The following is a 23,702-nucleotide window of genomic DNA, read 5'->3' as shown; positions in this document are numbered from 1 at the left end:
GGCGTTAGGTAAAATTTTTACAAAGATGGGCAGGTGCCTGCTTTTATTCGCGAATGCTTTGGCACTGCCTGGACGAACAGATGCCTCCCAAGTCGATGAGCTGGAATTACAGATTTCAGTGTAGAAATACTTCGCTTTATCGGCTGCGCAATCAGGCCGCAGAAAGCACGATTTCTTCCGGCGTCGCGTGGATCGATATCGTCATGCCGGCTTCGCGCGCCAGAAGCAGCGTGTAGTAGGGCTGCACGGAATGCGCGTCGATCGGTTCCTCCGGCTTGTGGCCGGAATGCAGTTCGAGGAACTTCGGCGGCACACGCAGCATCGGGCCAGCCGACGCAAGCGCGAAACGCGGTTCGGTCTCAAGATTTTCCAGCGTCACGGAAAGCTTGCCGCCGCGCGGAATGGCGGCATTGGCGACGAGGATCAGGTTGAGCAGCAGCTTGACCTTGTTCTTGGGCAGCAACGCGCGGGGCCCGTTCCAGGTCAGTTCCGGCTTTTCGTTCTTGAGGAAGGCGATGGCGACCGCTTCGGCATCGCCGGTATCGATCAACATGCCGGCCGAGCCGGCGGCACCGAAGGCGATGCGGGCGAACTGCAGGCGGGCCGAAGCGTTGCGGGCGCTCTGGCGGATCAGCTTCATGGCGTCCTCGTCGGCGCCGCCTTCATCAAGCAATTCGAGCCCGTTGTTGATCGCGCCGACCGGCGAGATGATGTCGTGGCAGACCCGACTGCACAAAAGCGCTGCCAGATCGGGTGCGGAAAGGGTGAACAGATCGGCCATCGGCGAAAAATCCCTGCAAAATCTCACAACTCGTGGCCGGGCGATCGATCGTCGCCTGCCACACGAATCACGCACTCTCTCCTCGGGCTTTCTGAATACACAGCGCCCGTGCGTGCAGCAACAAATCCAAATTGTGGTTGTGGCAAATGGCGTGTTCACGCAGGCTGCCGGCCCCACTTGAGCGACCCCAAACAGCCTTCGAACCGCCATGTTCATGTGTGAGCTTAATGGTTGAAAAAGGATTACGGCATAGTTTGCCCTAACAGTTACCCTTAACGGCCGGCTAAAAGAGCCGTACGGGGTGCGAGGCGTCGGCGAAGGTGCTCCCTGACGGAGATTGGAAGCATGTTTTCCCGATACTACGACCGGAGCTTTCTCCGTGTCTTCTCAATGGCGGTCACGCTCCTGGGCGTTCTCGTCTTCTCGACTTCAGCCCTGCGGGCCCAGGAATACACCGCTCAGGAGATTGTCGATTCCGGTCACAAATTTTTTGGCGCGACATCGGGCGGGCTCGCCACGGTGATCGAGAAGATTTTTGCCTCCTACGGCCTGCCCAACGGCTATCTGCTGGGCGAAGAAGGCTCGGGTGCGCTGATCGGTGGCCTGACCTATGGCGAAGGCACGCTCTACACCAAGAATGCCGGCGACCACAAAGTGTTCTGGCAAGGCCCGTCACTCGGCTGGGATTTCGGCGGCGAGGGGTCGCGGGTGATGATGCTGGTCTACAATCTCGACGATGTGGGCAGCCTCTACAACCGCTATGGCGGCGTCGCCGGTTCGGCCTATGTGGTGGCCGGCGTCGGCTTCAACGTGCTGAAGAACAACAATGTGATTTTGGTGCCGATCCGCACCGGTGTCGGTGCCCGGCTTGGCGTCAATCTCGGCTATCTGAAGCTTACCGAGCGCGCCACCTGGAATCCGTTCTAAGCTGAAGTCCTTGGCTGTCGTTGCCCAAAACCGGGACCGCTTTTGGGTCGACATGCATTAAACTCGTGGCGTTGCGGCAAACCCTTGCCGCAACGCTGGATTTCCGCCATGTCAACGTGGCACAGTCAAGCGCTCTATGCGCTTTTGGTTTATCTGGTTTGATGCTTACCGGCCACAACGGGTAGTCACTTGGTCCAGTCGGTCCTGTTCTTCGTCCTCGGCTTTCTCTGCGCTGGCTTTCTGGCGCTCATGGTGGCTCCGGCCATATGGCGTCGTGCGGTCGCGCTTACACGCAGACGCGTCGAATCCTCGATCCCTCTGACGCAAACCGAGATCCAGGCGGACAAGGATCGCATCCGCGCCGAATACGCTATGACGACGCGCCGCCTGGAAATCGGCGTCAAGGCGTTGCGAGAGAAGGCGGCCGAACAACTCGTCGAGATCAATCGCGGTCGCGAGGCCATAAAGGGCCTGGCGGTCGAGCGGACGGACAAGAACCAGGCGCTGACCGAGCTGGGCGCGAAGAACGAAGCGCTGCGTCAACGAGAGGGCGAGTTGCAGCAGCTTTCGGAGCGGCTGAAGGAAACCGAGCGCAAGCTGGAAAAGCGCGCAGTTGAGCTGGAAAAGCTGGAGCGCATGTATGACGACGCCAGTTTTTCCTCGAGCAGCCGGCAGATCGAGCTCGTGGCGCGAGAGTCCGAAATGCAGAAGCTCGCCAGTGACATTGCGATGCTGCGCGGCCAGCGCAAGGAAGCCGACAGGCGCGGCCAGGAAATCGTGGCTGAAAGCAAGGCCGCGCGGGAGGCCCTGAAAGCCGAGAAGAAAAGGACCGCCGAGCTCGACAAGAAGGTCGAGCGGCTGCTGGCCACACTTGCCGATCGCGAAGACAAACTCGACCGCCGCGAAAAGGAACTGGCACGCATGCGCGAAAGATCGAAATCCGAAGACAGCGCGCCAGCCTTGCGGCTGGTCGGCAAGGGCGGCGATGTCGCGGGGAGCGATGATTTCGACAAGGCAATCGCCAAGCTCGACAGTGACCGTGAGCAGCTCGAGGCGAGGCTGGCGGCGCTGGCGCGAGAGAACAAGCGGCTGAAGGCGGATCTCACCGCACTGGCAGTGTCCAAGGCCACGGACAGCAGCTCCGCCTTGCGCGAGCAGATGAACGAACTGGCGGCGGAGGTCGTCCATCTGACGGCCAAGCTCGAGGGGCCTGGTTCGCCGATCGCCAAGGCATTGGCGGTACCGTCGGACGCCCGCTCCGGCAACGATGACCGCAGTCTTGCCGACCGCGTGCGCGCGCTGCAGAAGGCTGACGCGACAAGCTGAATCAGGCTTCTTTAGAGTATTTCACCGTTTCACGGAAACGGCGAAATGCCCTAACTCTTTGCTTTGACGCAATTCTGGACGGAAAACCGCTTCACACTTTTCCTAGAATTGCTCTAGCCGAAAAATGATGCAGCGCGATGGCTGAAGCCGCGGCGACATTCAGGCTGTCGAAGCCTTCCGCCATGGTAATCCGCACGTTGCGCAGGCTTGCGAGCAGGTTGTCCGGCAAGCCTTCGCCCTCGGTGCCGAGATAGAGCGCCAGGCGCTTACTGCGCTGCGCATCGCGGATGTCGGTCTTCCCGCGTGGCGACAGCGCGAATTGTTCGAAGCCACGTCGGGCGAGCATCGTTGTGAAGCCGGCGGTGTCGGAGAACGATGCGAAGGGGATTTTGAGCGCGGCGCCGACCGAAACGCGGATCGCCTTGCGATAGAGCGGGTCGCAGCATGTCGCATCCAGCAGAACCGCGTCAGCGCCAAAGGCGGCGGCATTGCGGAAGATCGAGCCCACATTGTCATGGTTGGCGATACCGACGAGCACTACGACGAGCGCCCGAGGCGGCAAGCCATCGAGCAGGTCTTCGGCCGGCTGCGGCTCTCCCTTGCGGCCAATGGCCAGGATGCCGCGATGCATATGAAATCCGGCGATAGCGTCCATCACCGCGCTGGTGGCGACATAGACCGGGAGGTCGGCGGGCGCCTTGCTCAGGATGTTGTCGAGACCTGCCAGCCGGTTTTCCAGGACCAGGATCGATTCGGCGGCAAAGCGCCCGGTCGAGAGCAGCAGGTCGAGCACCACCTTGCCTTCGGCGACGAAGCGGCCTTGCCGGCCGGCGAGGTCACGCTCGCGAATGTCGAGATAGGCAGCGACGCGCGGATCTTGCGGGTCGTCGATGCGAATGGGATCCATGCATTCCTCGCGACCGTCGCATCGGCCCGAAAATCCGGACCGCTTCCCGGCGCTCATCTTGTTTGGAAAGCACGATGCGACAATTCGGGACAATCAGCCAGCTTTGTGCGCCCCGGATGGGCGCATGTCGCTCTGAAATCACCGGCGAGATCGGCGCTATGTGGTCAGGTTCCAGCACGGCGCAAACGGTGCGCCATCTGGGAGAGGTCATCCTTGCCGCTGCCGAAAATGCCGTCCAGCATGACAAGCAGTTCTCGCACGGCGTCGGATTTGCAGGAGTAGTAGATCATCTGCCGGTCGCGGCGGGTCTCGACCAGGTCGAGCGCCCGCAACTTGGCGAGGTGCTGGGACAGGGCGGATTGGCTGAGCATCACCTTCTCAGCAATGGCTCCAACCGACATTTCACCTTCGGCGAGATAGCTCATGATCAACAGTCGCTTCTCATTGCCCATCAGCATGAGAAACTCTGCCGCCGATTCGGCGTTCACGATTAGCTTTGTCGAGACCATCGATCCCCCATGCTTCCTGTTCATCCCGACGCCATGGGGGCAATGGCGTCTGATTCCATAAATTCACTTGTCGATCGGCGCTGGCGATTCAGCGTCACCAAAAGGTAGAGCATTTCACTTAAATCTCAAGTGTTGCTTTTGATCCAGCATAATTAAGTCTCAGTCCCGGCGTCGGCCATGGCTCGGCCGGCCTTGGCCATATCGACCAGAACGTGCCGCAATTCGCCTGCCGCCGCCAAAGGGTGTGGGTAAAAGACCCGGCAAACATCGTCGCCCGACACCAGATCCATGCCATCGGCATCGAATCCGGCAACACGCCAGCCGTTTCCGGACGCTTTGGCGAAATGCTGTGCGTAAACGGCGATTGCGTCGAGATGGTCGGCGTTCATGTGGTCGATGGCGGATTGTTCGCGCGCCGCGAGTTCCTCGACGACCGGTCCGCTGGCGAGCAAATCCGATCGATCGAGCTGATAGGCCTTGCCGAAGCCGCCGTTGAGGCTGGCGCGTTGCGGACCGAGGCGAAAGATCGAAAAGTCGCCGAGACCGGCGTAAAGATTCGCCCTGGGATTGTGATTGAGATAACGGCGCTCGGTGCGGGCGTGTTCGGCTGATCCGCGCTCAAGCCGTGCCGCCTGGCAGATCAATGTCAGGCGCGGGTGCGCCAGCGGGTCGCCCTTGCCCGGTTCGCCGAGCAACAGGGAACAGCGCGGATCGGCAAGCAGAGCGCCGGTGTGCGCCGAAAGCATCGAAACCAGGATCAGCGGCGCGCCGTCGATGTCGGTGGCCACGCCGACCCTGCTGGCCAGCGGCGAGCCGGTTTGCGGTTCGATCACCGCCAGGGCGCCAAAGCGGGCGCTGCGCAGAAGCGTCTTCGCCAGCCGGATCGCTTCGGCGTCCGTCTCGCGGATCACGTCCTTTTTCGGCTCGTCCAAGGCAGCACCACAGTAAGTTGATCTTTCTTCTCTAGTTATCGGTCAGCAAGCTGGATTTGACAAGGTCGTCGATCTCGGCTTTCGCAAAGCCGAAACGTGCCAGAATTTCCGATGGCGACACATCCTCATTGCCTGGCATAGGGGCCAATGTCGGTTGCGAGCTCGAGAAACGCGGCGCGGGGGCCGGGCGCTCAAATGCACCTGTCGTCACAGAGGCGTTGCGTGCCCGATTGTGCGGGTGGTGCTTCGCCTCTTGCAGCGACAGGACGGGTGCAACGCAGGCATCGGTTTGCGTGAACAGAAGGTCCCAGTCGTCGCGTGGTTTCTGCCGGATCCGATCGGCAATGGCGGCGCGCATCGGCGGCCACAGGGCCTTGTCGTACTGGCCGGACGCAAAGCGCTCGTCGAGCGGCAGCAGCCTGGCGAATTCGGCGAAGAATTGCGGCTCGAGACAGCCGATGGCGATATGGCGTCCGTCCGACGTCTCATAGGTATCGTAGAACGGGGCGCCGGAATCGAGCAGGTTCGCGCCGCGCTTGTCGCTCCACAAGCCGGCCGCCATCAAGGCGTGCAGGGGCACCGCCAGCATCGAGGCACCGTCGACCATCGCGGCGTCGATGACTTCACCCTTGCCGGTGCGCGAACGTTGGAATAGGGCGGCCAGCACGCCGGCCATCAGCATCATGGCGCCACCGCCATAGTCGGCGACAAGGTTGAGCGGCGGGACCGGACGGCCGTCGGCATGGCCGATGGCGTGCAGCACGCCGCTATAGGCGAGGTAGGTGATGTCGTGGCCGGCGCGGCCGGCGAGCGGGCCGTCCTGGCCGAAGCCGGTCATACGGCCGTAGATCAGCGCGGGGTTACGCGCCAGCACCGCTTCCGGGCCGAGGCCGAGCCGCTCCATGACGCCCGGGCGAAAGCTTTCGAGCAACATGTCCGCCTTTTCGGCAAGGCGCAGCAACAGATCGGTGCCTTCACGGCGCTTCAGGTCGAGGCGCAGGACGGCGCGGCCATGGCGGTCGATGTTGTACTCATCCGGCAGCGACAGGAACTGGCTCGTCCCCGCCCGTTCGATGCGCAACACTTGCGCGCCCATCTCCGACAGCATCAGGCCGGCCAGCGGCACCGGGCCGAGCCCGGCCATCTCGATCACCTTCAGCCCGGCCAGCGGCCCGGTTTTAGCGGCAGCGGACAGGCCGGCGCTCATGACCTTCTATTTCGGCGCCATGCGAATGGCGCCGTCGAGACGAATGGTCTCGCCGTTCAGCATCTGGTTCTCGACGATGTGCAGGGCGAGCGCGGCGTATTCGGACGGTTCGCCCAGGCGCGACGGGAAAGGCACGGCGGCGCCCAGCGAATCCTGCACCTCTTGCGGCATGCCGGCCATCATCGGCGTCTTGAAGATGCCGGGCGCGATGGTGCAGACGCGGATGCCGGAACGGGCAAGATCGCGCGCCACCGGCAGCGTCATGCCGACGACGCCGCCCTTGGAAGCCGCATAGGCGGCCTGACCGATCTGGCCATCATAAGCGGCAACCGAAGCGGTGTTGACGATGACGCCGCGCTCGCCGCACTGCAGCGGCTCGAGCTTCGACGCGCGCTCGGCAACGAGGCGGATCATGTTGAACGTGCCGATCAGATTGACCTCGATCACCTTGCGATACTGATCAAGGGGGTGGGGACCATCCTTGCCGATCGTCTTCACGCCGATGGCGATGCCGGCGCAGTTGACCAGGATCCGTGGCTGGCCAAGCTTGGCCGTAACGTCGGCGAGGGCAGCGGTCCCGCTGTCGGCGCTGCTGACGTCGCACTGGACGGCTATACCGCCGATCTCGGCCGCGACCTTGGCCGCGCGATCGATACCGACATCGAAGATGGCGACGCGGGCGCCCTTGGCCGCCAGCGCGCGCGCCGTTGCCTCGCCAAGGCCGGAGCCGCCGCCGGTGACGATCGCGATCTGGCCGTTCGGGTTCATGGCGTCATCCTTTGATCTCGGGAACAGTGGGATGGATCAGGCGCCAGATCGAAGGGAAAGGTCAAGCCATCGCCGCGGTAGGATCGGCCACCCTGGCCTGATCGGCGTGGCCGACCTCGCCCAAGAGCCTGGCTACCGCGCCCGGCGCGATCTCGTGCGACAGCAGCCGGTCGAGATCGACGGGGCGCGGCATCGAAATCTGGCCGCGCGGAATCCGCTTGAAACCGAGCGGCCCGTAATAGGGCTCGTCACCGACCAGCATTACGGCAGGTGCGCCGGCCCGGGCGGCGGCCTCCAGCGCGATCGCCACCAGCCGGCGGCCGATGCCGAGATTCTTGAAGGCCGGCCGCACCGCGAGCGGCCCGAGCATCAATGCGCGGCCGGCGCCGGCGGCGATGCGGGTCATGCGCACCGAGGCGACGACAAGGTCGCCGTCGACGGCGACAAAGGACAGCGAGCGCTCGTGCCCTCCGGCTTCACGGATCTTGTAAGCGGCCAGCACAAAGCGGCCGGGCCCGAAGGCTTCGTCGTTGATGGCTTCGATCTCGGGGTCGTGCGCCGGGGTTTCCGGCAGGTATTTCACGTCGGCAAGGCTCATGGTCGTTGCGGTCCGATACAAGGAGGAGAGGTTTGCTGCAAACGGCAGCATTCGCCAGTCAGCGCTTCATCAAGCGCGGGCGCCCTTTCGTCGTCGGTCAAACCGGATCAAAGCAAAGTCGAACATGCGGATTGTGCGCTAGCATCAATTTCCCGCCGCTGCAATCGGCCGTTTTTGTCCGTCATTTCTGCCAAGTGACGGTCTGTTCAGCACCTGACGTCTTCGACAGGGCAGCCTTGTGCCTACATCAACCAACAGGACGCAAGGAGATTTGCATGGGATTGCTGGTTGAAGGAAGATGGCAGGATCGCTGGTATGATACGGCGGACAATGGTGGCAGCTTCGTGCGGACGCAGTCGCAATGGCGCGACTGGATCACTGTTGACGGCAAGCCGGCTGAAGGCCGGACGCGCGGTTTCAAGGCCGAGCCCGGCCGCTATCACCTCTATGTCTCGCTTGCCTGTCCGTGGGCCCACCGGACGTTGATCTTTCGCGCGCTGAAGAAGCTGGAAGGCGTCATATCGGTGTCGGTGGTGCATCATTTCATGGGCGCCAACGGCTGGACGTTCGTGGCTGAGGACGGCGCCACGGGCGACACGCTTTACGGCCTCGACTTCCTGCACCAGATCTATGCCAAGGCCGATCCCGCCTATTCGGGCCGGGTGACGGTGCCGGTGCTGTGGGACAAAAAGGAGCAGACCATCGTCTCCAATGAGTCTTCCGAAATCATCCGCATGCTGAATTCAGCCTTCGACGAATGGGGCGACGCCAGCCTCGATTTCTATCCGAAGGCGTTGCGCGGCGAGATCGATCGGATCAATGCGCTGGTCTATCCCGCGGTCAACAACGGCGTCTATCGCGCCGGCTTCGCCACCACGCAACGTGCCTATGAAGAGGCGTTCGGTGAATTGTTCACAGCGCTGGATACGCTGGAGGAGCGGCTGTCGAAGCAGCGCTATCTCGTCGGCGATCGTATCACCGAAGCCGACTGGCGGCTGTTCACCACGCTGGTGCGCTTCGATCCGGTCTATGTCGGCCATTTCAAATGCAATCTGCGCCGTATCGCCGACTACCCGAACCTGTCCAACTATCTGCGCGATCTCTATCAGGTGCCTGATGTGGCCGGGACGGTGAATCTGCATCATATCAAGGCGCATTATTACGGCAGCCACCAGACAATCAATCCGACGCGGATCGTGCCTGTCGGACCGGATCTGGATTATGCCGCACGGCATGACCGGGCGCGCTTCGAGAAAGCGGCAGCCTGATCTACCAGTAGGGCGAGGGCTGCTCGCCGTCAAAAACCTCGGCGATCCGGCGCAGCGTCGCCGGCGTCGTGCCCTGCGGCAAGCCGTCGAGCGGGAAGAAGCCGGCTTCGGCGATTTCGTGGTCCGGCAGCTTCGGCGCCGTCTGGCTGAAATGCTCGAGCAAATAAAAGCCGACATGGTCGCGGCGGCTGGAGCGGCGGTTGAAATGCATCGATTTGAGCACCGGCGGGGCGGTGAGAGCGATGTTGCCTTCCTCGGCCAGTTCACGGGCCAGTGCCTCGTTCATCGTCTCGCCGACTTCGACGCCGCCGCCGGGAAGCTGCCAGCCCGGTACATAGGTATGGCGAATAAGGAAGACGGACCTGGACGCCCTGTCGTGGATCAAGCCGCGCACGCCAAGCGTCATCGGCCTCCGCAGCACGAAATAGAGATGGAACAGCCTGGCCCTCAAACCTGGCCAGCCGGTCTGGCGGAAGGCATCTTCAGGGCTCGTCATTGATAGCGAAACCGTGGGTGGAAAGCCGCGCGCGGGTCGCCTATGAAGGTTGTATGTTCAGGCTCGCGCATATTTCCGATGTCCATCTGGGGCCGCTCCCCGATGTATCCTATCGCGATCTCGCCTCCAAGCGCGTGCTCGGCTATGTCAACTGGCAGCGCAACCGCCGCCGCCATATGCATGATGCGGTGATTGACACGATCGTCGCCGACATCAAGGCGAACACGCCTGACCACCTCGCCGTCACCGGCGACCTGGTCAATCTGGCGCTCGACGGCGAGATCGAGATGGCCAGGCACTGGTTGGAGACGCTGGGGCCGGCGCATGATGTTTCGGTCGTTCCGGGCAACCACGACGCCTATGTGCCAGGCGCCTTCGACAAGGTCTGCCGATCCTGGGCGGCGTGGATGAGCGGCGACGGCGTCAACACGCCGGTCGATCGTAACGCATTTCCCTATCTGCGCGTGCGCGGCAACGTCGCGCTGATCGGTGTCTCGACAGCGCGCGCCACGGCACCCTTCATGGCCAATGGTTTCTTCATGGAAGGCCAAGCGAAGCGGCTCGGCAAAATCCTCGGGGATACCGCCGGACAGGGGCTGTTCCGCGCCATCATGATCCATCATCCGCCGGTGCGCGGCGCGGTCCCGCAGCACAAGCGGCTGTTCGGCATTGCCCGCTTCAACAAGATCATTCGCCGCCACGGCGCCGACCTTGTCCTGCACGGCCATTCACATCTGCCGTCGCTGTTCTTCATCGGCGGTCGCGGCGTCAGGATTCCAGCGGTCGGCGTCGCCGCCGCCGGCCAGGCGCCGGGCGGCAAGAACCCGGCGGCGCAGTACAATCTGTTCGACATTGACGGCGAGACGGGCAACTGGCGGATCCGGCTGACGCGGCGCGGCCTGACCGGGCCGTCCATGCCGCCATCCGATCTGCAGACGCTGGAACTCGGTGCCGTGACTGGCGCCGCTATGGCCGCAAGCTGACTACCATGGCGACGATGCGGTCCCAGAACAGGACGATGGACACGAGAAGACCGACCAGGGCACCGGCAGCCACAAGGCCAAGCCCGGACAGAAAGGCCGACCAGCGTTTGCCGCGCGCCGTCGCGCGCAGCGGCGGTTCGGCTTCCGGCACATAGGCACGTTTCATGCCGGCGACGGCCGGTTCGACGCCGCCTTCCAGCATCCTCTGACGCTCGACAATGCGCTCCGCGACATAGCGTGTCACGGAATGGGCAACCGGCTTCATCTCGGTGGATTCGGCAAGCACCACCCGGCCGATACGGGTGTCCTTGAGGAAGCGATAGGTCCGGCGGTCGCGCCCCATGGCGACATGACTGATGGCGTCGATCCACAAGCGCGGCTGCAAGCCGGACGAGACGACAAAGTCGAAATTGTCCATGTCGGCCGGAACATCGGCAAAAACCGGTGCCAGTTCGGCGGCGAGCAGATCGAGGCGCATGCGATGCGCCTCGCGCATGTCGACGACGACGTCGTCGCGGTCGGCGAAGGCATTTTTGACATCACGGATGGCATCGGACAGTTTCTTGGACTGGTCGATGGTCTTCTCGCCTGCTTCCTTCATCGGCGTCTGCCTCGTGGGTTTGGTTAACACCGGGTTAACACAGCCGCCGGCAAAATGCACTGGCGAGATCGACGGCCCCCGGGGTGCCCAGGAAGGTTGTCGTGCGAAAAAGGTCAGCTGGCTGCTGCGGCGAATTTCTGGCGATGTGGCCTGGCGCGACGATTGGTGTTGCGGCGAATGATCTCGGCAACAAGGCCGGGGGCTTCCTCAGCCAGCATATGGCCGGCCTCCAGCACGTGGTGCACGTGAAAATGCGCCGGCAGGTCATCCGCCTGGGTAAAGGGCAGCACCGCATCGTTGGTTCCCCATGCCACCATCACTGGCATGTTCAGTCCATCGAGGCGATCGTGCGGGATGACGCCTTGCCGACCGTCCACGGTCATGGCGGCTGCGATCTCGACCAGCTTTTCGAGTTGGCCGGGTCGCCTGCGCATTTCCCAAAGGGTGTCCACCATATGTTCGAGTGGCGGGGCTGAAGGTCCCGACATGACGGCGAGGCAGGAGCGGATCTCGGACCGATCCGAGGCTTCGGCATAGCGGCGCAATAGCGGTCCATTGATTTCGGGGCCAAGGCCGCCCGGCGCCAGAAGCGTCAGCGAGGCTATCTTTTCAGGCTCGGCCAGCGCCATCAGCGCCGCCACGGCACCGCCCATCGAGTGGCCCACGAGATGAACGCGCTTCAGGCGACGCTCAGAGAGATCGGCGAGCACGGCCTTGGCCGCCACCCTGGCCGGACCGGCGGCGGGAAAATCGAGCGACATCCCATACCCAGGCAGATCATAGGCCAGCGTATGCGTGGAAGGCGTCAGGGCGGAAATCACCTCGCGCCATACATCATGGCAGCCGCCGAAACCGTGCAGCAGGACGATGGCCTTCGAGCCAACACCCTCTTCGGCGGCAAAAAGTGATGCGGTCATGAAAGCTGATTTTTTTGTTATTGCAGAATGCGCGACACCAATGATGGCTGAATTGCTCCTAGTCCAACGTGATGACCAGTAAAATTTTCGCGATTTGTACGGTTGTGTACAGAACTTGGCCACCAATCGGCAATCGGCGATCGGAGCGCAGGAAATCCATCGGGACGCGGCGCAGCCAGTGCGCGGACGTCGATGGTGTCAGCTTGGGCTGCCGAGCCCGGCAGCGCGGAGTGCCTGGACCAGCCGGTCGGTCAGGTCGGCCGGATATTTCCGCTCGACGAAAGTCGCCCGTGGATCGGCGGCAAATTTGGGGAACTCGGTGGTCAGCTGTTTCAGCAGCGTGCTCACCAGATGGTCCTGTCCGGCAGCCTTGGCGCCGACCAGCCGCGCCGCCAGATAGTGTGATTTCGTTGCCGTCGTTCTCAGTGCCATGCTGGCCGCGACCGCCTTGTTCATGTCGCCGAGCATGAACTCACCAACGAACAGCCCGTAGTCCCACCATGTCGGGTGCCCGCTGAAGGTCTCCGCCGCATGATCGAGGATCGGCGTTCCCTCGGCATATCGTCCGGCGAAGATCAGCCCGTAGCCGTAAGCGGCGGCCATGCCGAGGTCGTAGGGGTTGAGTTCATAGGCCTTGCGCATCCAGCGGATCGCTTCGTCCGTATTGCCGAGGCGCGAACTGACATAGCCGTAGGAGCGATGCGCATAAGGGCTGGTCGGACCCATCTGCACGCCGCGATGGGCAAACTCGACGGCTGTCTCAATCGTCGCATTGGGCGGATAGGCGTAATGATCGGACACCGCCTCGAGATGCAGGGAAGCAAGTTCCGAATAGACGAGCGAGGACTTGGTTCCACCATTGGCCAGCTTCTCGAGGCAACGGTAGGCTGCCTCATGGGTCCTGGCGTTCTGGTCGAGATAATATTTGCCGTTGAGCAGCAGACATTGCGTCAGGCCGTTTGGCGTGCCGGTCTGCTCGATATAGTTGTAGATGGTGCCGGAGGCGGGGAGTGCCGAGCTCAGCATGTCGGCGATACGGTCTTCGACCGCGGCAGGTGCGCTGTCGGCGGGGGTGAGATTGCGCGATAGAAGCACCCGTCCGGACGCCATGCTTTGCAGTTCGATCGTGATGTCGCCCGCGTCCGGTCCGGGCAGGACGTCGAATATGAAGCTCGCAGCGTCGTCAGCCGGATCGCCGACGGTGTCGCGGCCGATGAAGTCGATGGTATCGAAGCCACTCAGGCCGGCGCGCAGCGATGCGGCGACACGGCTGGCGTCGGGGCCGTCAGCCTTGAGTCCGATATAGACTTGCGGAAGGGCGTCAGCCCTTGCCGATGCCGTGACGCTTGCGCTTGCGCCAGCGATCTCCGGCGTTGCCGAGATGTCGCCGCCTGCCAGCAAGGCAGTGCTGCCCTGGCGAAGGATCAGTACGCCCAGCATGGCGATGACCAAGGCGATCGCCATCCAGAAAAAGCGGAGATGGCGCGCCACCGAGGGGGCAGGCGAAATCGGTACGGAAGCCAGAGACATCGCGTCCAGCATGCCCGTGCCGGCTTCGTTGGACCGATCGGCGGATACGACGCCGTCCAGCCTGAGTTCGGGAACAGCCTCGGCAATATCCGGCAGGCGGATCGCGTTCAATTCATAGGCAGGAACATAGCCGCCGCGCGGAATGGCGATGCGGACCGGCTCGGCAATTCCCTCATTGGCAAAATAGTGCTGCAGAAGCTCGCGCAGCCTGCCTGCCTGCACACGCACCACGGCATCGGTGGACGGATCGAAGTCGCCGTCCTTGCCGAAAACATCCATGGCAATGGAAAAGCCCTTGAGCCTGTCGGCTTCGCCGGCCTGTTCACGTTCGACAAGATAACGCAGCAGCTTGCGCGCGCGTTCGGATCGGCCGAACGTTTGGCTGGCAAGCAGTCGCTCCAGTGTCTCGCGCACTGCGGGGGCGGCAGGCGTGGCATGCTGCAAGTGTCGATCCTCTCGAAGTCGGCACAGGTTGAGGCGCGATCATATAGGTCCCGCACCACCACACAAGTATACACCCCGTTATGCGATCACGTACCCACCGGATAATTCCGCGGTGGTTAATGGCCCGAAAGATCGGAACCGTTCACCAGGTTGGGAGGGTTCCGATCTTTGTTCCCGTCGGGCGTCAGCCGGCTTTTTTACCGACGATACGGTTCGCGGCAGACATCACCGCCTCCAGTGAGGCGGCGACGATGTTGGTGTTGATGCCGGCGCCGAACAGCTTGCCCTGGGGATACTCCATCTCGACATACGAAATGGCTGACGCGTTCGAGCCGCGCTGCATCGAGTGCTCGGAATAGTCGAGCACCGACATCTCGACGCCGACATGGCGCGACAGCGCATCGACGAAGCCGTCGATCGGACCGGTGCCTGTGCCGGAGATCGTCACTTCCTTGCCATTGTCCAGGATGACCGCCTCGACGACGCGCCGGCCCTTGATTTCGGTGCTGGGATAGGTGTGGTGATCGAGGAATTTCAGCCGCGCGGCCGGCTGATCGACATAGGTCTCGAGAAAGCGCTCGTAGATACGCCTGGCCGGCACTTCCTTGCCCTCGGCGTCGGTGATCGCCTGGATTTCCTGGCTAAATTCGATCTGCAGATTGCGCGGCAAGTTGAGGCCGTAATCGGCCTGCAGCACATAAGCGATGCCACCCTTGCCGGACTGCGAGTTGATGCGGATGATGGCTTCATAGCTGCGGCCGACATCGGCCGGATCGATCGGCAGATAGGGCACTTCCCACAGGCTCGTATTGGCCTTCTTCAGCGCCTTCATGCCCTTGTTGATGGCATCCTGGTGCGAACCGGAAAAGGCGGTGTAGACGAGTTCGCCGACATAGGGGTGGCGCTCGGGGATCTTCAACTGGTTCGAATATTCGTAGACGTCCTTCATCCGGTTGATGTCGGAGCAGTCGATCAACGGATCGACACCTTGCGTGTACATGTTCAGCGCCAGCGTGACGATGTCGACATTGCCGGTGCGCTCGCCATTGCCGAACAGCGTGCCTTCGACACGGTCGGCGCCGGCCATCAGGCCGAGTTCGGTGGTGGCGATGCCGGTGCCGCGGTCATTGTGCGGATGCAGCGAGACCAGCAGGTTCTCCCGGTTGTCGAGGTTGCGGCACATCCACTCGATGCGGTCGGCATAGATGTTGGGTGTCGACATCTCGACCGTCGAGGGCAGGTTGACGATCAGCTTGTTGTCCGCCGTCGGCCTGACGATCTCGGTGACGGCGTTGCAGATCTCCAGCGCCACTTCGAGTTCGGTGCCGGTAAAGCTCTCCGGCGAATACTCGAAGCGAAAGCCTCCGCCGGCCTTGGCCGCCATGTCGGTGATCATCTTGGCGGCGTCGGTGGCGATCCGCTTGATGCCGCCGACGTCCTTTTCGAAGACGACGCGACGCTGCAGCTCGCTGGTCGAATTGTAGAAATGGACGATCGGGTTGGTGGCGCCCTTCAGCGCCTCGAAGGTGCGGGTGATCAGCTCCGGCCGGCACTGCACCAGCACCTGCAGCGAGACATCGGCGGGCACGTTGCCTTCCTCGATGCACCAGCGGGCAAAGTCGAAATCGGTCTGCGAGGCCGACGGGAAGCCGATCTCGATCTCCTTGAAGCCCATGTCGAGCAGCAGGCCGAACATGCGTGCCTTGCGCTCATGGCCCATCGGATCGATCAGCGCCTGGTTGCCGTCGCGCAGGTCGACCGAGCACCAGATCGGCGCCTTGTCGATGACCTTCGAGGGCCATGTGCGGTCGGTGAGGCCGACGGTCGGATAGGGCTGATATTTGCGGGCTGCGTCGGACATGCCCTTGTTCTGGATGCTTCGTTCCGCATCCTTGCCGGCTACCGCGGCATCGGAACGGATCTCTTCTCGTGCGTTCATCGTCTTTTCTCCCGGCGGCTCATGGATCCACCCTCAGGTGGATTGATGGCGAGCGGCGCCTTACCAGAATTTCGTTCGCTTGATGTGATTGCCAAGGAGCATGCGCTTGCGCGGCGGTTCGACCGCCGGGCGCTCCTTCAGCGAACCCGGCGATCGCCGATAAGGCCGAGAAGAAGCAGGGTCGAAGCCAGCGCGCGCACGGTCTCGCCGGAAAAACCGGTCGGACGGGAAGCGTTGGTGGCGCGCGTGTTCATGGCTGATCTCATATAGGAGCGGCTTGTGGGAGGCAAGTGGGGCCGCATTGCGGGTAATGCTGATGACAGCGAGTTCGGCAGTGTTGGCAGCCTTTGTGCCGGCAGCTTTCCACGATAGGAATTTTTTCTTGACTGGGTGACCTCAGCTACGGTACATATTCGTCCATGGTGCTGATCTGCGCCAGTGACCCGCCGCACAGGCGGGTTTTTCGTTTGATGCTCCGTCAGCCAACGCGCCGAAGGCCGCGAGGGAACCCGAGTTCGGTGCCTTGGCTTTGCTGGCCGGATTTTGCTGGATATTGTCCCCACCGCACATGCCCTTCCCCAGGCGCTGCAAATGCGCCAGACTTGGGCATCGACGGGTTGCGATGGGGTTGTCCATGAATTTCGTGTTCTTCTCCCCGCATTTTCCCGCCAACGGCGCGGATTTCTGCGACCGTTTGAAGAAGGCCGGAGCCAGGGTGCTCGGCATCGGCGACGCACCCTATGACGCACTCGACGCCAAGCTGAAGGCGGCGCTTTCGGAATATTACCGTGTCGCCGACATGGAAGACTACGATCCGGTGTTCCGGGCGATGGGGCATTTCATCCACAAATGGGGCCGCATCGACCGTTTCGAATCGCTCAATGAACATTGGCTGGAGCTGGAAGCCAACATCCGCTCCGACTTCAACATCTACGGCACCAAGCTCGATTTCGTGAAGAATCTGAAGCGCAAGAGCCGCATGCGCGCCTTCTTCCGCAAGAGTGGCGTCGACACCATCGCGCAGCGCAAATGCTCCGACCGTGCCGGGGCCATGACTTTCATCCGGCGCGTCGGCTATCCGGTGGTGGTCAAGCCCGACAGCGGTTCCGGCGCATCGAACACCTTCAAGATCTCCAACGCCAAGGAACTCGACCAGTTCTTCCGGGACAAGCCCGAGGACGTGACCTTCGTCATGGAGCAGTTCATCGAGGGACTGGTGGTGACTTATGACGGGCTGGTCAACCGCGACGGCGAGGTGGTGCTGGCGGCCAGCCATCGCTATGACCAGAGCATCATGGAGGTGGTCAACAAGGACCGCCACATGAGCTACACCTGCTTTCCCAAGGTTAGACCGGCGATCGAGGAGGCCGGCCGCAAGATACTGAAGGCGTTCGACGTGCGCGAACGCTTCTTCCACATTGAGCTGTTCGAGACCAAGGACGACCGGGTCATCGCGCTGGAGGTCAACATGCGTCCGCCCGGCGCCTGGATGACCGATGCGATCAACTATACGTTCGACGTCGACGTCTATGCGGCATGGGCCGATATGGTGGTCAGAGATGCCGCCGGCGGCCCTTACGAGGGCAAATACTTCACCGCCTATGCCAGCCGCAAGCGACGCCTCCACTATTTGCACAGCCATGAGGACGTGCTAGCCGCGCACCGCGACAAGATCGTCCACCATCAGGCCATCGAAGAGGTTTTCAGCCGCGCCATGGGAAATTACGCCTATCAGATGCGCTCGAAGGACGAAGCAGCGTTGCGCGAGGCAGTCGCCTATATCCACGCGGAAAAGGCGTGAGGCGATGGACATCTCCTATCACAAGAATTTCTCGAGCCAGCTCGGCCGCGACATGGAATACAAGCGCTACGGCCATGCCGGCCGGCCGGTGGTGGTGTTTCCGACCTCGCAGGGCCGGTTCTACCAGTTCGAGGATTCCGGCGGGGTGGGCGCACTGGCCGAATTCATCGACACCGGCCGCATCCAGCTGTTCACGGTCGACGGCGTCGATTCGGAATCCTTCTTCGACAAGCATGCCGACGCGGCCCATCGCATCGCCCGCCACGAAGCCTATTTCCGCTATGTGCGCGAGGAGGCGCTGCCGGAGTTCCTGTCCGCAGCCGAGCAGGCCAATGGCGGCCGCAAGCTGAAGCCGCTGTTCTCGGGCTGTTCGATGGGCGGCTATCACTCGTCGAACTTCGTCTTCCGCTTTCCCGAACTTGCCAGCGGCGTCATCGCGCTGTCGGGCGTCTATTCGGCGCGCGACTTCTTCGGCAAAGCGCTCGAGGGCGACATTTTCTACAACTCGCCGCTGGACTATCTGCCCGGCATCGTCGATCCCAAACTGCTGACCCGGCTGAAGGCGCTCAGGCTGATCTTCTGCTGCGGGCAGGGCGCATGGGAAGAGCGGATGCTGGTCGAGACGCGCAGGTTGGAACAAATCCTGCGCGACAAGTCCATTCCCGCCTGGGTCGATTATTGGGGTGGCGATGTCAGCCACGACTGGCCGTGGTGGCACAAGCAACTGGTCTATTTCTTCGGCCGCTGGCTGGATGAGGACCTGATGCACAGGCTCGATTGATAGCGGGGGCCGTCCGCTGACTGCTACCCTTCCTGCGGCACTGCCTGGACGTCGACACTTTCACCTGAAGCCGATCCGCGACGCAGGCCAAGGAAGACGACGACGGCGGTCATGACGGTGATTGCCGCCAGCACGATCAGCAGCCTGTCGAACGCCGTCTCGTAGGCCTGGACCAGAACAGCGGCTCCGGCTTGGGGCAGATGTTGTGCTGCTTCGCCGAGATTGCCGGTCACCAGCAGCTGGGCTGCCGCCGCCGCCTCCGTCGAAGATGCCGTTTCCTCGGCGGCGACCTGCGCGGCGGTAAAGCCGGAAAGGGTCGCCATGACGATCGCGAGCGCCACACCCTCGCAGGCGACGCGGGTGGTGTTGAAGATGCCGACCGCCATGCCGGCGCGCTCTCTCGGCACGACACTGACGGCAAGCCCGTCCATCAATCCCCAGGGCAGGGCGATGCCGACGCCGATCAGCATCAGCGGCGCCACCAGCGCACTATCGACCGGTGGTGTCAGGCTCAGCCAGACAAGCCCGGCGGCAGCGACAAGCAGGCCGACGCCGCAGATCGTGGCCGGCGCGATCCAGCGCGCCAGCTGTCCGGCGAGCATCGGCAGGATCAGCAGCGGGCCTGATAGGCAGATCATCAATTGCCCGGCCTTGATCTCGCTCATGCCCTCGATGCCGATGAAGCGGATCGGCAACAGGACGAGCAGGACGACGAAGGCGTAAGCGGGTGCCGCAGCCAGAAACTGGACGCCGACGAAGCGGGGATAGGCAAACAGCGTGAGGTCAAGCATCGGCCGTTGTGCGCGCCGCTCGACAAAGACGAAGGCGACAAAACAGATGACAGAAGCGGCCAGAAGGGTGACGACAAGGGGATCGGCCCAGCCGCGCTGCGGGGCCTGGAGCACGCCATAGGTCAGCGACGCCAGCGCGATCGTGAAGGTGCCGGCTCCCGCCCAGTCGAGGCCAGTCGCATCCGGATCTCGCGATTCCCTGATGGTGCGCAGGCCGAGCATGGCGGCGGCAATCGCGAGTGCTGCAACCAGAATAAAGATCGACCGCCAGCCGAATGCAGAGATAAGCAGGCCCGACGCGATCGGGCCGAAGGCGAGGCCGATGCCGAAACTGGTGCCGAGAAAGCTGAAGGCGCGCAGCCGCAATGGCCCTTCGAGTTCCTGGGCGAGTGCCGAGGCGCCGCCAGCGAAGGCGGCCGCACTGCCGATCCCCTGCGCGGCCCGGAAAATGTCGAACCAGATGATGTCCGGCGCCAGCATCGCGCCCAGCGACGCCAGGACATAGAGGGAGAGGCCGACGAGGAAGAGGCGCTTGCGGCCATGGTTGTCGGCCAGAGCGCCCGACGCCATCAGGGTGGCGCCGAAGGTCAGCATGAAGGCGTTTGTCACCCAGTTGAGCTCGATCGGACTGCCGCCGAGATCGGCCGCGATGCGCGACAGAGCGACGGCCGGACCGGTGAAGGTCAAGGGCATCGTCATCGCGGCAAGGCAAACGGACAAGAGCACGAGCCATCTCTCGGCAGAGCCGGTTGTGGTCCTAGAAGTCATGGATTTCCCTATCTGAAACAGCACTCGCCGGTCGGCCGCGCGTTTGCGGATCCGGTCGTGACGACAAGATAGGTCGTCGGCATTTCAGGAAAAATGGTGTTATATCTCCTGGTATATCGGACTGAAACGCTCGAATGGAATGACGCGATGGATCGTCTCAACGGGCTCCTGGCCTTCGCCCGCACCGCCGAATTCGGCAGTTTCGTCGCTGCAGGGCGGGCGCTCGGCATCTCGGCTTCCGCCGTCGGCAAGAGCGTCGCGCGGCTCGAACAGGAGCTCGGCGTGCGGCTCCTGCAGCGCAGCACGCGGCGGATTGGCCTGACGGAAGAGGGCAGACTGTTCAACGAGCGCGTGCGCCGCATCCTCGACGACATCGACGATGCCGAAGCGATGCTGTCGCGGACACGGGAAACGCCGCATGGGCGGCTGCGCATATCCACTCCGATCGTCACCTATCATCTGCTGCTGCCGGTGCTGTCGGAGTTCATGGCCCGCTATCCGGAGATAGAGCTCGACATCGATTTCAACGACCGGATCGTCGACGTCATCGACGAGGGCATCGATGTCGCGATCCGTAGCGGCGAACTGCCGGATTCGCGCCTTGTTTCGAGACCCGTTGCCCCCTTTCGCATGCTGCTGTGCGCGGCGCCCTCCTATCTGGATCGTCATGGCGCCCCCAGTGTGCCGGCGGATCTCACCACGCATTTCGGCATAAACTTCCGCTTCCTGAACAGCGGCAGGTTGCTGGAGTGGCCGTTCATGACCGGAAGCGCCGAACCGCAGATCCGCTCGATGCTGACCTGCAACAACATGGAAGCCTTGAAGGGCGCCACGCTCGCCGGCCTCGGCATAGCCTGCATGCCGGATTTCCTGGTGCGCGAGGCGCTGCACGAAGACAGGCTGCGTACCGTCCTCGACGGTCATGTCGACGGCCGTGGCCAGTTCCGGATGCTGTGGCCCTCCAATCGCCATTTGTCGCCGAAGGTGCGCGTCTTCGTCGACTTCCTTCCCGAGCGGCTTGCTGCGCGGTAGGCGTTCATCGCTAAATATGAATTTTATAATCAAGTTTATGTGGAAACGCCGCAGCGGCTGTGGCATGTCGCTGACGGCGGTGGCGCTGCGGCGCTTGCCGAATTGTTGCGAAGGACTGAGCGATGGACCAACTTAGCGCGCAAACCCGGATCAGCGACGCGGCGATCAGGTTGGTGATGGACCGGCTGCGCGCAGAGCACAGCGAATTCGAGATTGACACTGGCGTTGCCGACCAGTGGGAGCTCCGCCTCTACTACGGCTCGTTGAGCGCTACGCTTGATGATGAAAGCGTGCTGATCCGGGTCGCGGCGACAGACGAAACCTGCCTGTCCTACATGAAGATGACGGTCGCCGGCCATGTCGCCGAACATCTCGGCACGACCAAGGGCATCCATTGGCAAGGTGACGGCAGCGACGCCGGTACGCCGGTCTTCTTCCGCGAGATCGCGGTGATGTCGTCAACGCGGATATCGGCGCACATGCAGCGCCTGCGCTTCGCCGGCAAGGATCTCGGCCGATTTACCCATGGCGGCCTGCACATGCGGCTGCTGCTGCCGCCGCCTGGCCGCCGGCTGGTTTGGCCGACGATGGGCGCTGACGGCTTGATCGTCTGGCCTTCTGGCGACGATGCGCTTGCCGTGCGGGTCTACACGATCCGGGCGGTGGACGCCGCAAGCGGTTGGCTCGACGTCGATTTCGTGTTGCATCCAGGCCAGGAGACGCCCGCCGCCGCCTTCGCGCAAAGCGCACAGGCAGGAGACGTGATCGGCATGATCGGACCCGGTGGCGGCGACGCCCCGGTGGCGCAGACCTTGCTTCTGCTCGGCGACGACACCGCACTGCCAGCCATCGGCCGGATTTTGGAGCATTTGCCGGCGTCAACCCGCGCCGAGGCACTGATCGAGGTCGATGGCCCGGATGACCGGATCGCGCTGGCGCAAGGGGACAATGTCGATATCACCTGGCTCTACCGGCACGGCCGAGAGGCCGGCACCGCCGGCCTGTTGCCAGCCGCCTTGCGGGAGCGCAGCCACATGGCGCTTGCCGACGGTCTTTATGTCTGGGCCGGATGCGAATTCGGCGATTTCCGGGAGATCCGCAAGATCGTGCGCAAGCAGTGGAACCTGTCGCGCGACCGGCACCTGGTCACCGCCTACTGGCGCCGGGACGCGCACAGCGTGGGCGAGGGCGGCGAGGAATAATCCGCGGCTTATGACCGTCTCCGGCGTCGGTTTTGCCTATTGCCTGACGCTTCTCGCCACCAGTCGCGCGACGCTCGGGCCGACCAGCAGCACGATCAGGAAGCGCGCCGACTGCAGCGCCATGACGAAGGAGATGTCGACGTTCTGCGCTGCGGCGGCGATGATGGCGATGCTGTCCATGCCGCCAGGGCTGGTCGCCAGATAGGCGGTCAGCGGATCGATGCCCAGGAGATGGCTGATCATGAAGGCAAGGCCGCCGCAAAAGGCGATCAGCGCCACGATCGAGGCGATGATCTGCGGCAGCGCGCGCGTTGCATGGCGCAGGATCGCCCTGGTGAAATTCAACCCGATCGACCAGCCGACCATAGCGTAACTGAATGCCAGCAGCCAGGGCGGCAATTGCATCTCAACGCCCAGGCCGAGATGGATGACGCCGCCGAAGATGAAGGTGCCGAGGAAGTAGGGAGAAGGCAGCCGGCACAGCTTTCCCGCCAAGCCGCCGATAAACGCGATGCCGATGGTGGCGGCGAAGGCTTGGGCGTCGATCGGCGGGAACCAGGTGATGGCGGGGATTTCGACGCCCGATGTGTCGACCCACATCTTGGCAACGAGTGCTGCCGTCATCGAGACGAAGATGACGCGCAGATATTGCATGAAGGCGACGAGACGCTGGTCGGCGCCGAACGCACCGGCCATCAGCACCATGGCGGTGGCCGCGCCCGGCGACGAACCCCAGACGGCGGTGGTGCCGGGCAGGATGCGCCAGCGGCTGATCAGCCAACCGAGCAGGCTGGAGGCCGTGACGGTGGCCACCACGACACCGAGAAACAGCGGCCATTCCCGGTAGAAGACTGGAAAGATGTCGGCCGAGATCGAGCTGGCGACGAGGCAGCCGACGATCGCCTGGGCGGCGCCGAACAGAAGGCGCGGCACACGCACCGTGGCGCCATTGGTGCCGGCGACGATGGCCGCCAGCATCGGCCCGATCAGCAACGCCGCCGGCAGGGTGGCGAGTTCCAGCGCGCCGGCAAACAGGAGAGAAACAACCAGCAGGGCAAGCCACTGCCAGAGCTTGCGCATCCGCGCCATGCGCTCGAGTGTGGGCAGGTCCGGGGAGGGCTGCTCGGCCGAGGAATCCATGTTTCGCTCTTAGACCCGCAGGGCGAAAAATGCGAACCGCGGTTCATAGAAAAC

General features: G+C 63.0%; 22 protein-coding genes. 8 read left to right on the top strand and 14 right to left on the bottom strand.

Features of this window, described 5'->3' with window-relative positions; translation table 11 throughout:
- Positions 1-151: 151 nt before the first annotated feature.
- Positions 152-781 (bottom strand): histidine phosphotransferase ChpT, encoded by a 630-nt coding sequence (gene chpT, locus NKJ37_RS10985; protein WP_024504504.1) that lies wholly within the window; start codon positions 779-781, stop codon positions 152-154.
- 390 nt (positions 782-1,171) lie between these two features.
- Here chpT and NKJ37_RS10980 point away from each other — a divergent pair, with 390 nt between their 5' ends.
- The gene (locus NKJ37_RS10980; protein ID WP_245273156.1) at positions 1,172-1,708 is read left to right on the top strand and encodes a DUF1134 domain-containing protein; all 537 of its coding nucleotides are present in this window, start codon (positions 1,172-1,174) and stop codon (positions 1,706-1,708) included.
- A gap of 189 nt (positions 1,709-1,897) precedes the next feature.
- On the top strand, positions 1,898-3,034 hold the full coding sequence (locus NKJ37_RS10975) for a coiled-coil domain-containing protein (protein ID WP_352630089.1): 1,137 nt from the start codon (positions 1,898-1,900) through the stop codon (positions 3,032-3,034).
- A gap of 91 nt (positions 3,035-3,125) precedes the next feature.
- Here the strand turns inward: NKJ37_RS10975 and NKJ37_RS10970 are convergent, their stop codons facing one another.
- The 6 genes from NKJ37_RS10970 to NKJ37_RS10945 form a co-directional block, all read right to left on the bottom strand.
- Complete coding sequence (locus NKJ37_RS10970) at positions 3,126-3,941, bottom strand: TrmH family RNA methyltransferase (RefSeq protein WP_352721701.1); 816 nt, start codon at positions 3,939-3,941, stop codon at positions 3,126-3,128.
- 164 nt (positions 3,942-4,105) lie between these two features.
- Positions 4,106-4,450 carry an ArsR/SmtB family transcription factor gene (locus NKJ37_RS10965; RefSeq protein ID WP_023809905.1) on the bottom strand — a complete coding sequence of 115 codons (345 nt, stop codon included), beginning with the start codon at positions 4,448-4,450 and terminating at the stop codon, positions 4,106-4,108.
- A 152-nt stretch (positions 4,451-4,602) separates the two neighbouring features.
- Complete coding sequence (locus tag NKJ37_RS10960) at positions 4,603-5,382, bottom strand: HugZ family pyridoxamine 5'-phosphate oxidase (protein ID WP_023809904.1); 780 nt, start codon at positions 5,380-5,382, stop codon at positions 4,603-4,605.
- Between the two features lie 31 nt (positions 5,383-5,413).
- The gene (locus tag NKJ37_RS10955; RefSeq protein ID WP_023809903.1) at positions 5,414-6,589 is read right to left on the bottom strand and encodes a CaiB/BaiF CoA transferase family protein; all 1,176 of its coding nucleotides are present in this window, start codon (positions 6,587-6,589) and stop codon (positions 5,414-5,416) included.
- A gap of 6 nt (positions 6,590-6,595) precedes the next feature.
- The gene (locus NKJ37_RS10950) at positions 6,596-7,357 is read right to left on the bottom strand and encodes a 3-hydroxyacyl-CoA dehydrogenase (RefSeq protein ID WP_023809902.1); all 762 of its coding nucleotides are present in this window, start codon (positions 7,355-7,357) and stop codon (positions 6,596-6,598) included.
- Positions 7,358-7,418: 61 nt separating this feature from the next.
- Positions 7,419-7,955, bottom strand: coding sequence for a GNAT family N-acetyltransferase (locus NKJ37_RS10945; protein ID WP_023809901.1), 537 nt, complete (start codon positions 7,953-7,955; stop codon positions 7,419-7,421).
- Positions 7,956-8,230: 275 nt separating this feature from the next.
- Between NKJ37_RS10945 and NKJ37_RS10940 the strand changes: the two genes are divergently transcribed.
- The gene (locus NKJ37_RS10940) at positions 8,231-9,223 is read left to right on the top strand and encodes a glutathione S-transferase family protein (protein ID WP_023809900.1); all 993 of its coding nucleotides are present in this window, start codon (positions 8,231-8,233) and stop codon (positions 9,221-9,223) included.
- A 1-nt stretch (position 9,224) separates the two neighbouring features.
- Here the strand turns inward: NKJ37_RS10940 and NKJ37_RS10935 are convergent, their stop codons facing one another.
- Positions 9,225-9,719, bottom strand: a complete 495-nt coding sequence (locus NKJ37_RS10935; protein WP_023809899.1) for an NUDIX domain-containing protein — start codon at positions 9,717-9,719, stop codon at positions 9,225-9,227.
- Between the two features lie 53 nt (positions 9,720-9,772).
- On the opposite strand from NKJ37_RS10935, the gene NKJ37_RS10930 reads away from it, so the two are divergent.
- Positions 9,773-10,702 (top strand): metallophosphoesterase family protein, encoded by a 930-nt coding sequence (locus NKJ37_RS10930; protein WP_023809898.1) that lies wholly within the window; start codon positions 9,773-9,775, stop codon positions 10,700-10,702.
- Here NKJ37_RS10930 and NKJ37_RS10925 read toward each other — a convergent pair.
- From NKJ37_RS10925 to leuA, 4 genes are all read right to left on the bottom strand, one after another.
- On the bottom strand, positions 10,686-11,303 hold the full coding sequence (locus NKJ37_RS10925) for a hypothetical protein (RefSeq protein WP_023809897.1): 618 nt from the start codon (positions 11,301-11,303) through the stop codon (positions 10,686-10,688). The genes NKJ37_RS10930 and NKJ37_RS10925 overlap by 17 nt on opposite strands.
- 113 nt (positions 11,304-11,416) lie before the next feature.
- Entirely contained in the window at positions 11,417-12,220 is an 804-nt protein-coding gene (locus NKJ37_RS10920) for an alpha/beta fold hydrolase (protein WP_023809896.1), read from the bottom strand.
- Positions 12,221-12,418: 198 nt separating this feature from the next.
- Positions 12,419-14,194, bottom strand: coding sequence for a tetratricopeptide repeat protein (locus NKJ37_RS10915; protein WP_023809895.1), 1,776 nt, complete (start codon positions 14,192-14,194; stop codon positions 12,419-12,421).
- 184 nt (positions 14,195-14,378) lie between these two features.
- Positions 14,379-16,055 (bottom strand): 2-isopropylmalate synthase, encoded by a 1,677-nt coding sequence (gene leuA, locus NKJ37_RS10910; RefSeq protein ID WP_023809894.1) that lies wholly within the window; start codon positions 16,053-16,055, stop codon positions 14,379-14,381.
- A 712-nt stretch (positions 16,056-16,767) separates the two neighbouring features.
- Here leuA and NKJ37_RS10905 point away from each other — a divergent pair.
- Positions 16,768-17,934 (top strand): ATP-grasp domain-containing protein, encoded by a 1,167-nt coding sequence (locus tag NKJ37_RS10905; protein WP_023809892.1) that lies wholly within the window; start codon positions 16,768-16,770, stop codon positions 17,932-17,934.
- A gap of 4 nt (positions 17,935-17,938) precedes the next feature.
- A complete protein-coding gene (locus NKJ37_RS10900) occupies positions 17,939-18,715 on the top strand; it encodes an esterase family protein (protein WP_023809891.1) in 777 nt (258 codons plus the stop codon).
- Between the two features lie 23 nt (positions 18,716-18,738).
- Here NKJ37_RS10900 and NKJ37_RS10895 read toward each other — a convergent pair whose 3' ends face one another.
- Positions 18,739-20,274, bottom strand: a complete 1,536-nt coding sequence (locus NKJ37_RS10895; protein WP_023809890.1) for an MFS transporter — start codon at positions 20,272-20,274, stop codon at positions 18,739-18,741.
- 147 nt (positions 20,275-20,421) lie between these two features.
- Here NKJ37_RS10895 and NKJ37_RS10890 point away from each other — a divergent pair, with 147 nt between their 5' ends.
- Both NKJ37_RS10890 and NKJ37_RS10885 read left to right on the top strand, forming a co-directional pair.
- Positions 20,422-21,306, top strand: coding sequence for a LysR family transcriptional regulator (locus tag NKJ37_RS10890; protein ID WP_352773818.1), 885 nt, complete (start codon positions 20,422-20,424; stop codon positions 21,304-21,306).
- A gap of 122 nt (positions 21,307-21,428) precedes the next feature.
- Positions 21,429-22,508 carry an SIP domain-containing protein gene (locus NKJ37_RS10885; RefSeq protein ID WP_352773817.1) on the top strand — a complete coding sequence of 360 codons (1,080 nt, stop codon included), beginning with the start codon at positions 21,429-21,431 and terminating at the stop codon, positions 22,506-22,508.
- 36 nt (positions 22,509-22,544) lie between these two features.
- On the opposite strand, the gene NKJ37_RS10880 is transcribed toward NKJ37_RS10885, so the two are convergent.
- Positions 22,545-23,648 (bottom strand): AbrB family transcriptional regulator, encoded by a 1,104-nt coding sequence (locus NKJ37_RS10880; RefSeq protein WP_352553369.1) that lies wholly within the window; start codon positions 23,646-23,648, stop codon positions 22,545-22,547.
- Between the last annotated feature and the right edge of the window lie 54 nt (positions 23,649-23,702).

Origin of the sequence: Mesorhizobium sp. M0140 (genome assembly GCF_040322475.1) — a bacterium.
In the GTDB taxonomy this organism is placed as follows: domain Bacteria; phylum Pseudomonadota; class Alphaproteobacteria; order Rhizobiales; family Rhizobiaceae; genus Mesorhizobium.
The sequence above is the reverse complement of the archived record's forward strand: the minus strand, read 5'-3'. Positions and strand labels throughout refer to the sequence as shown.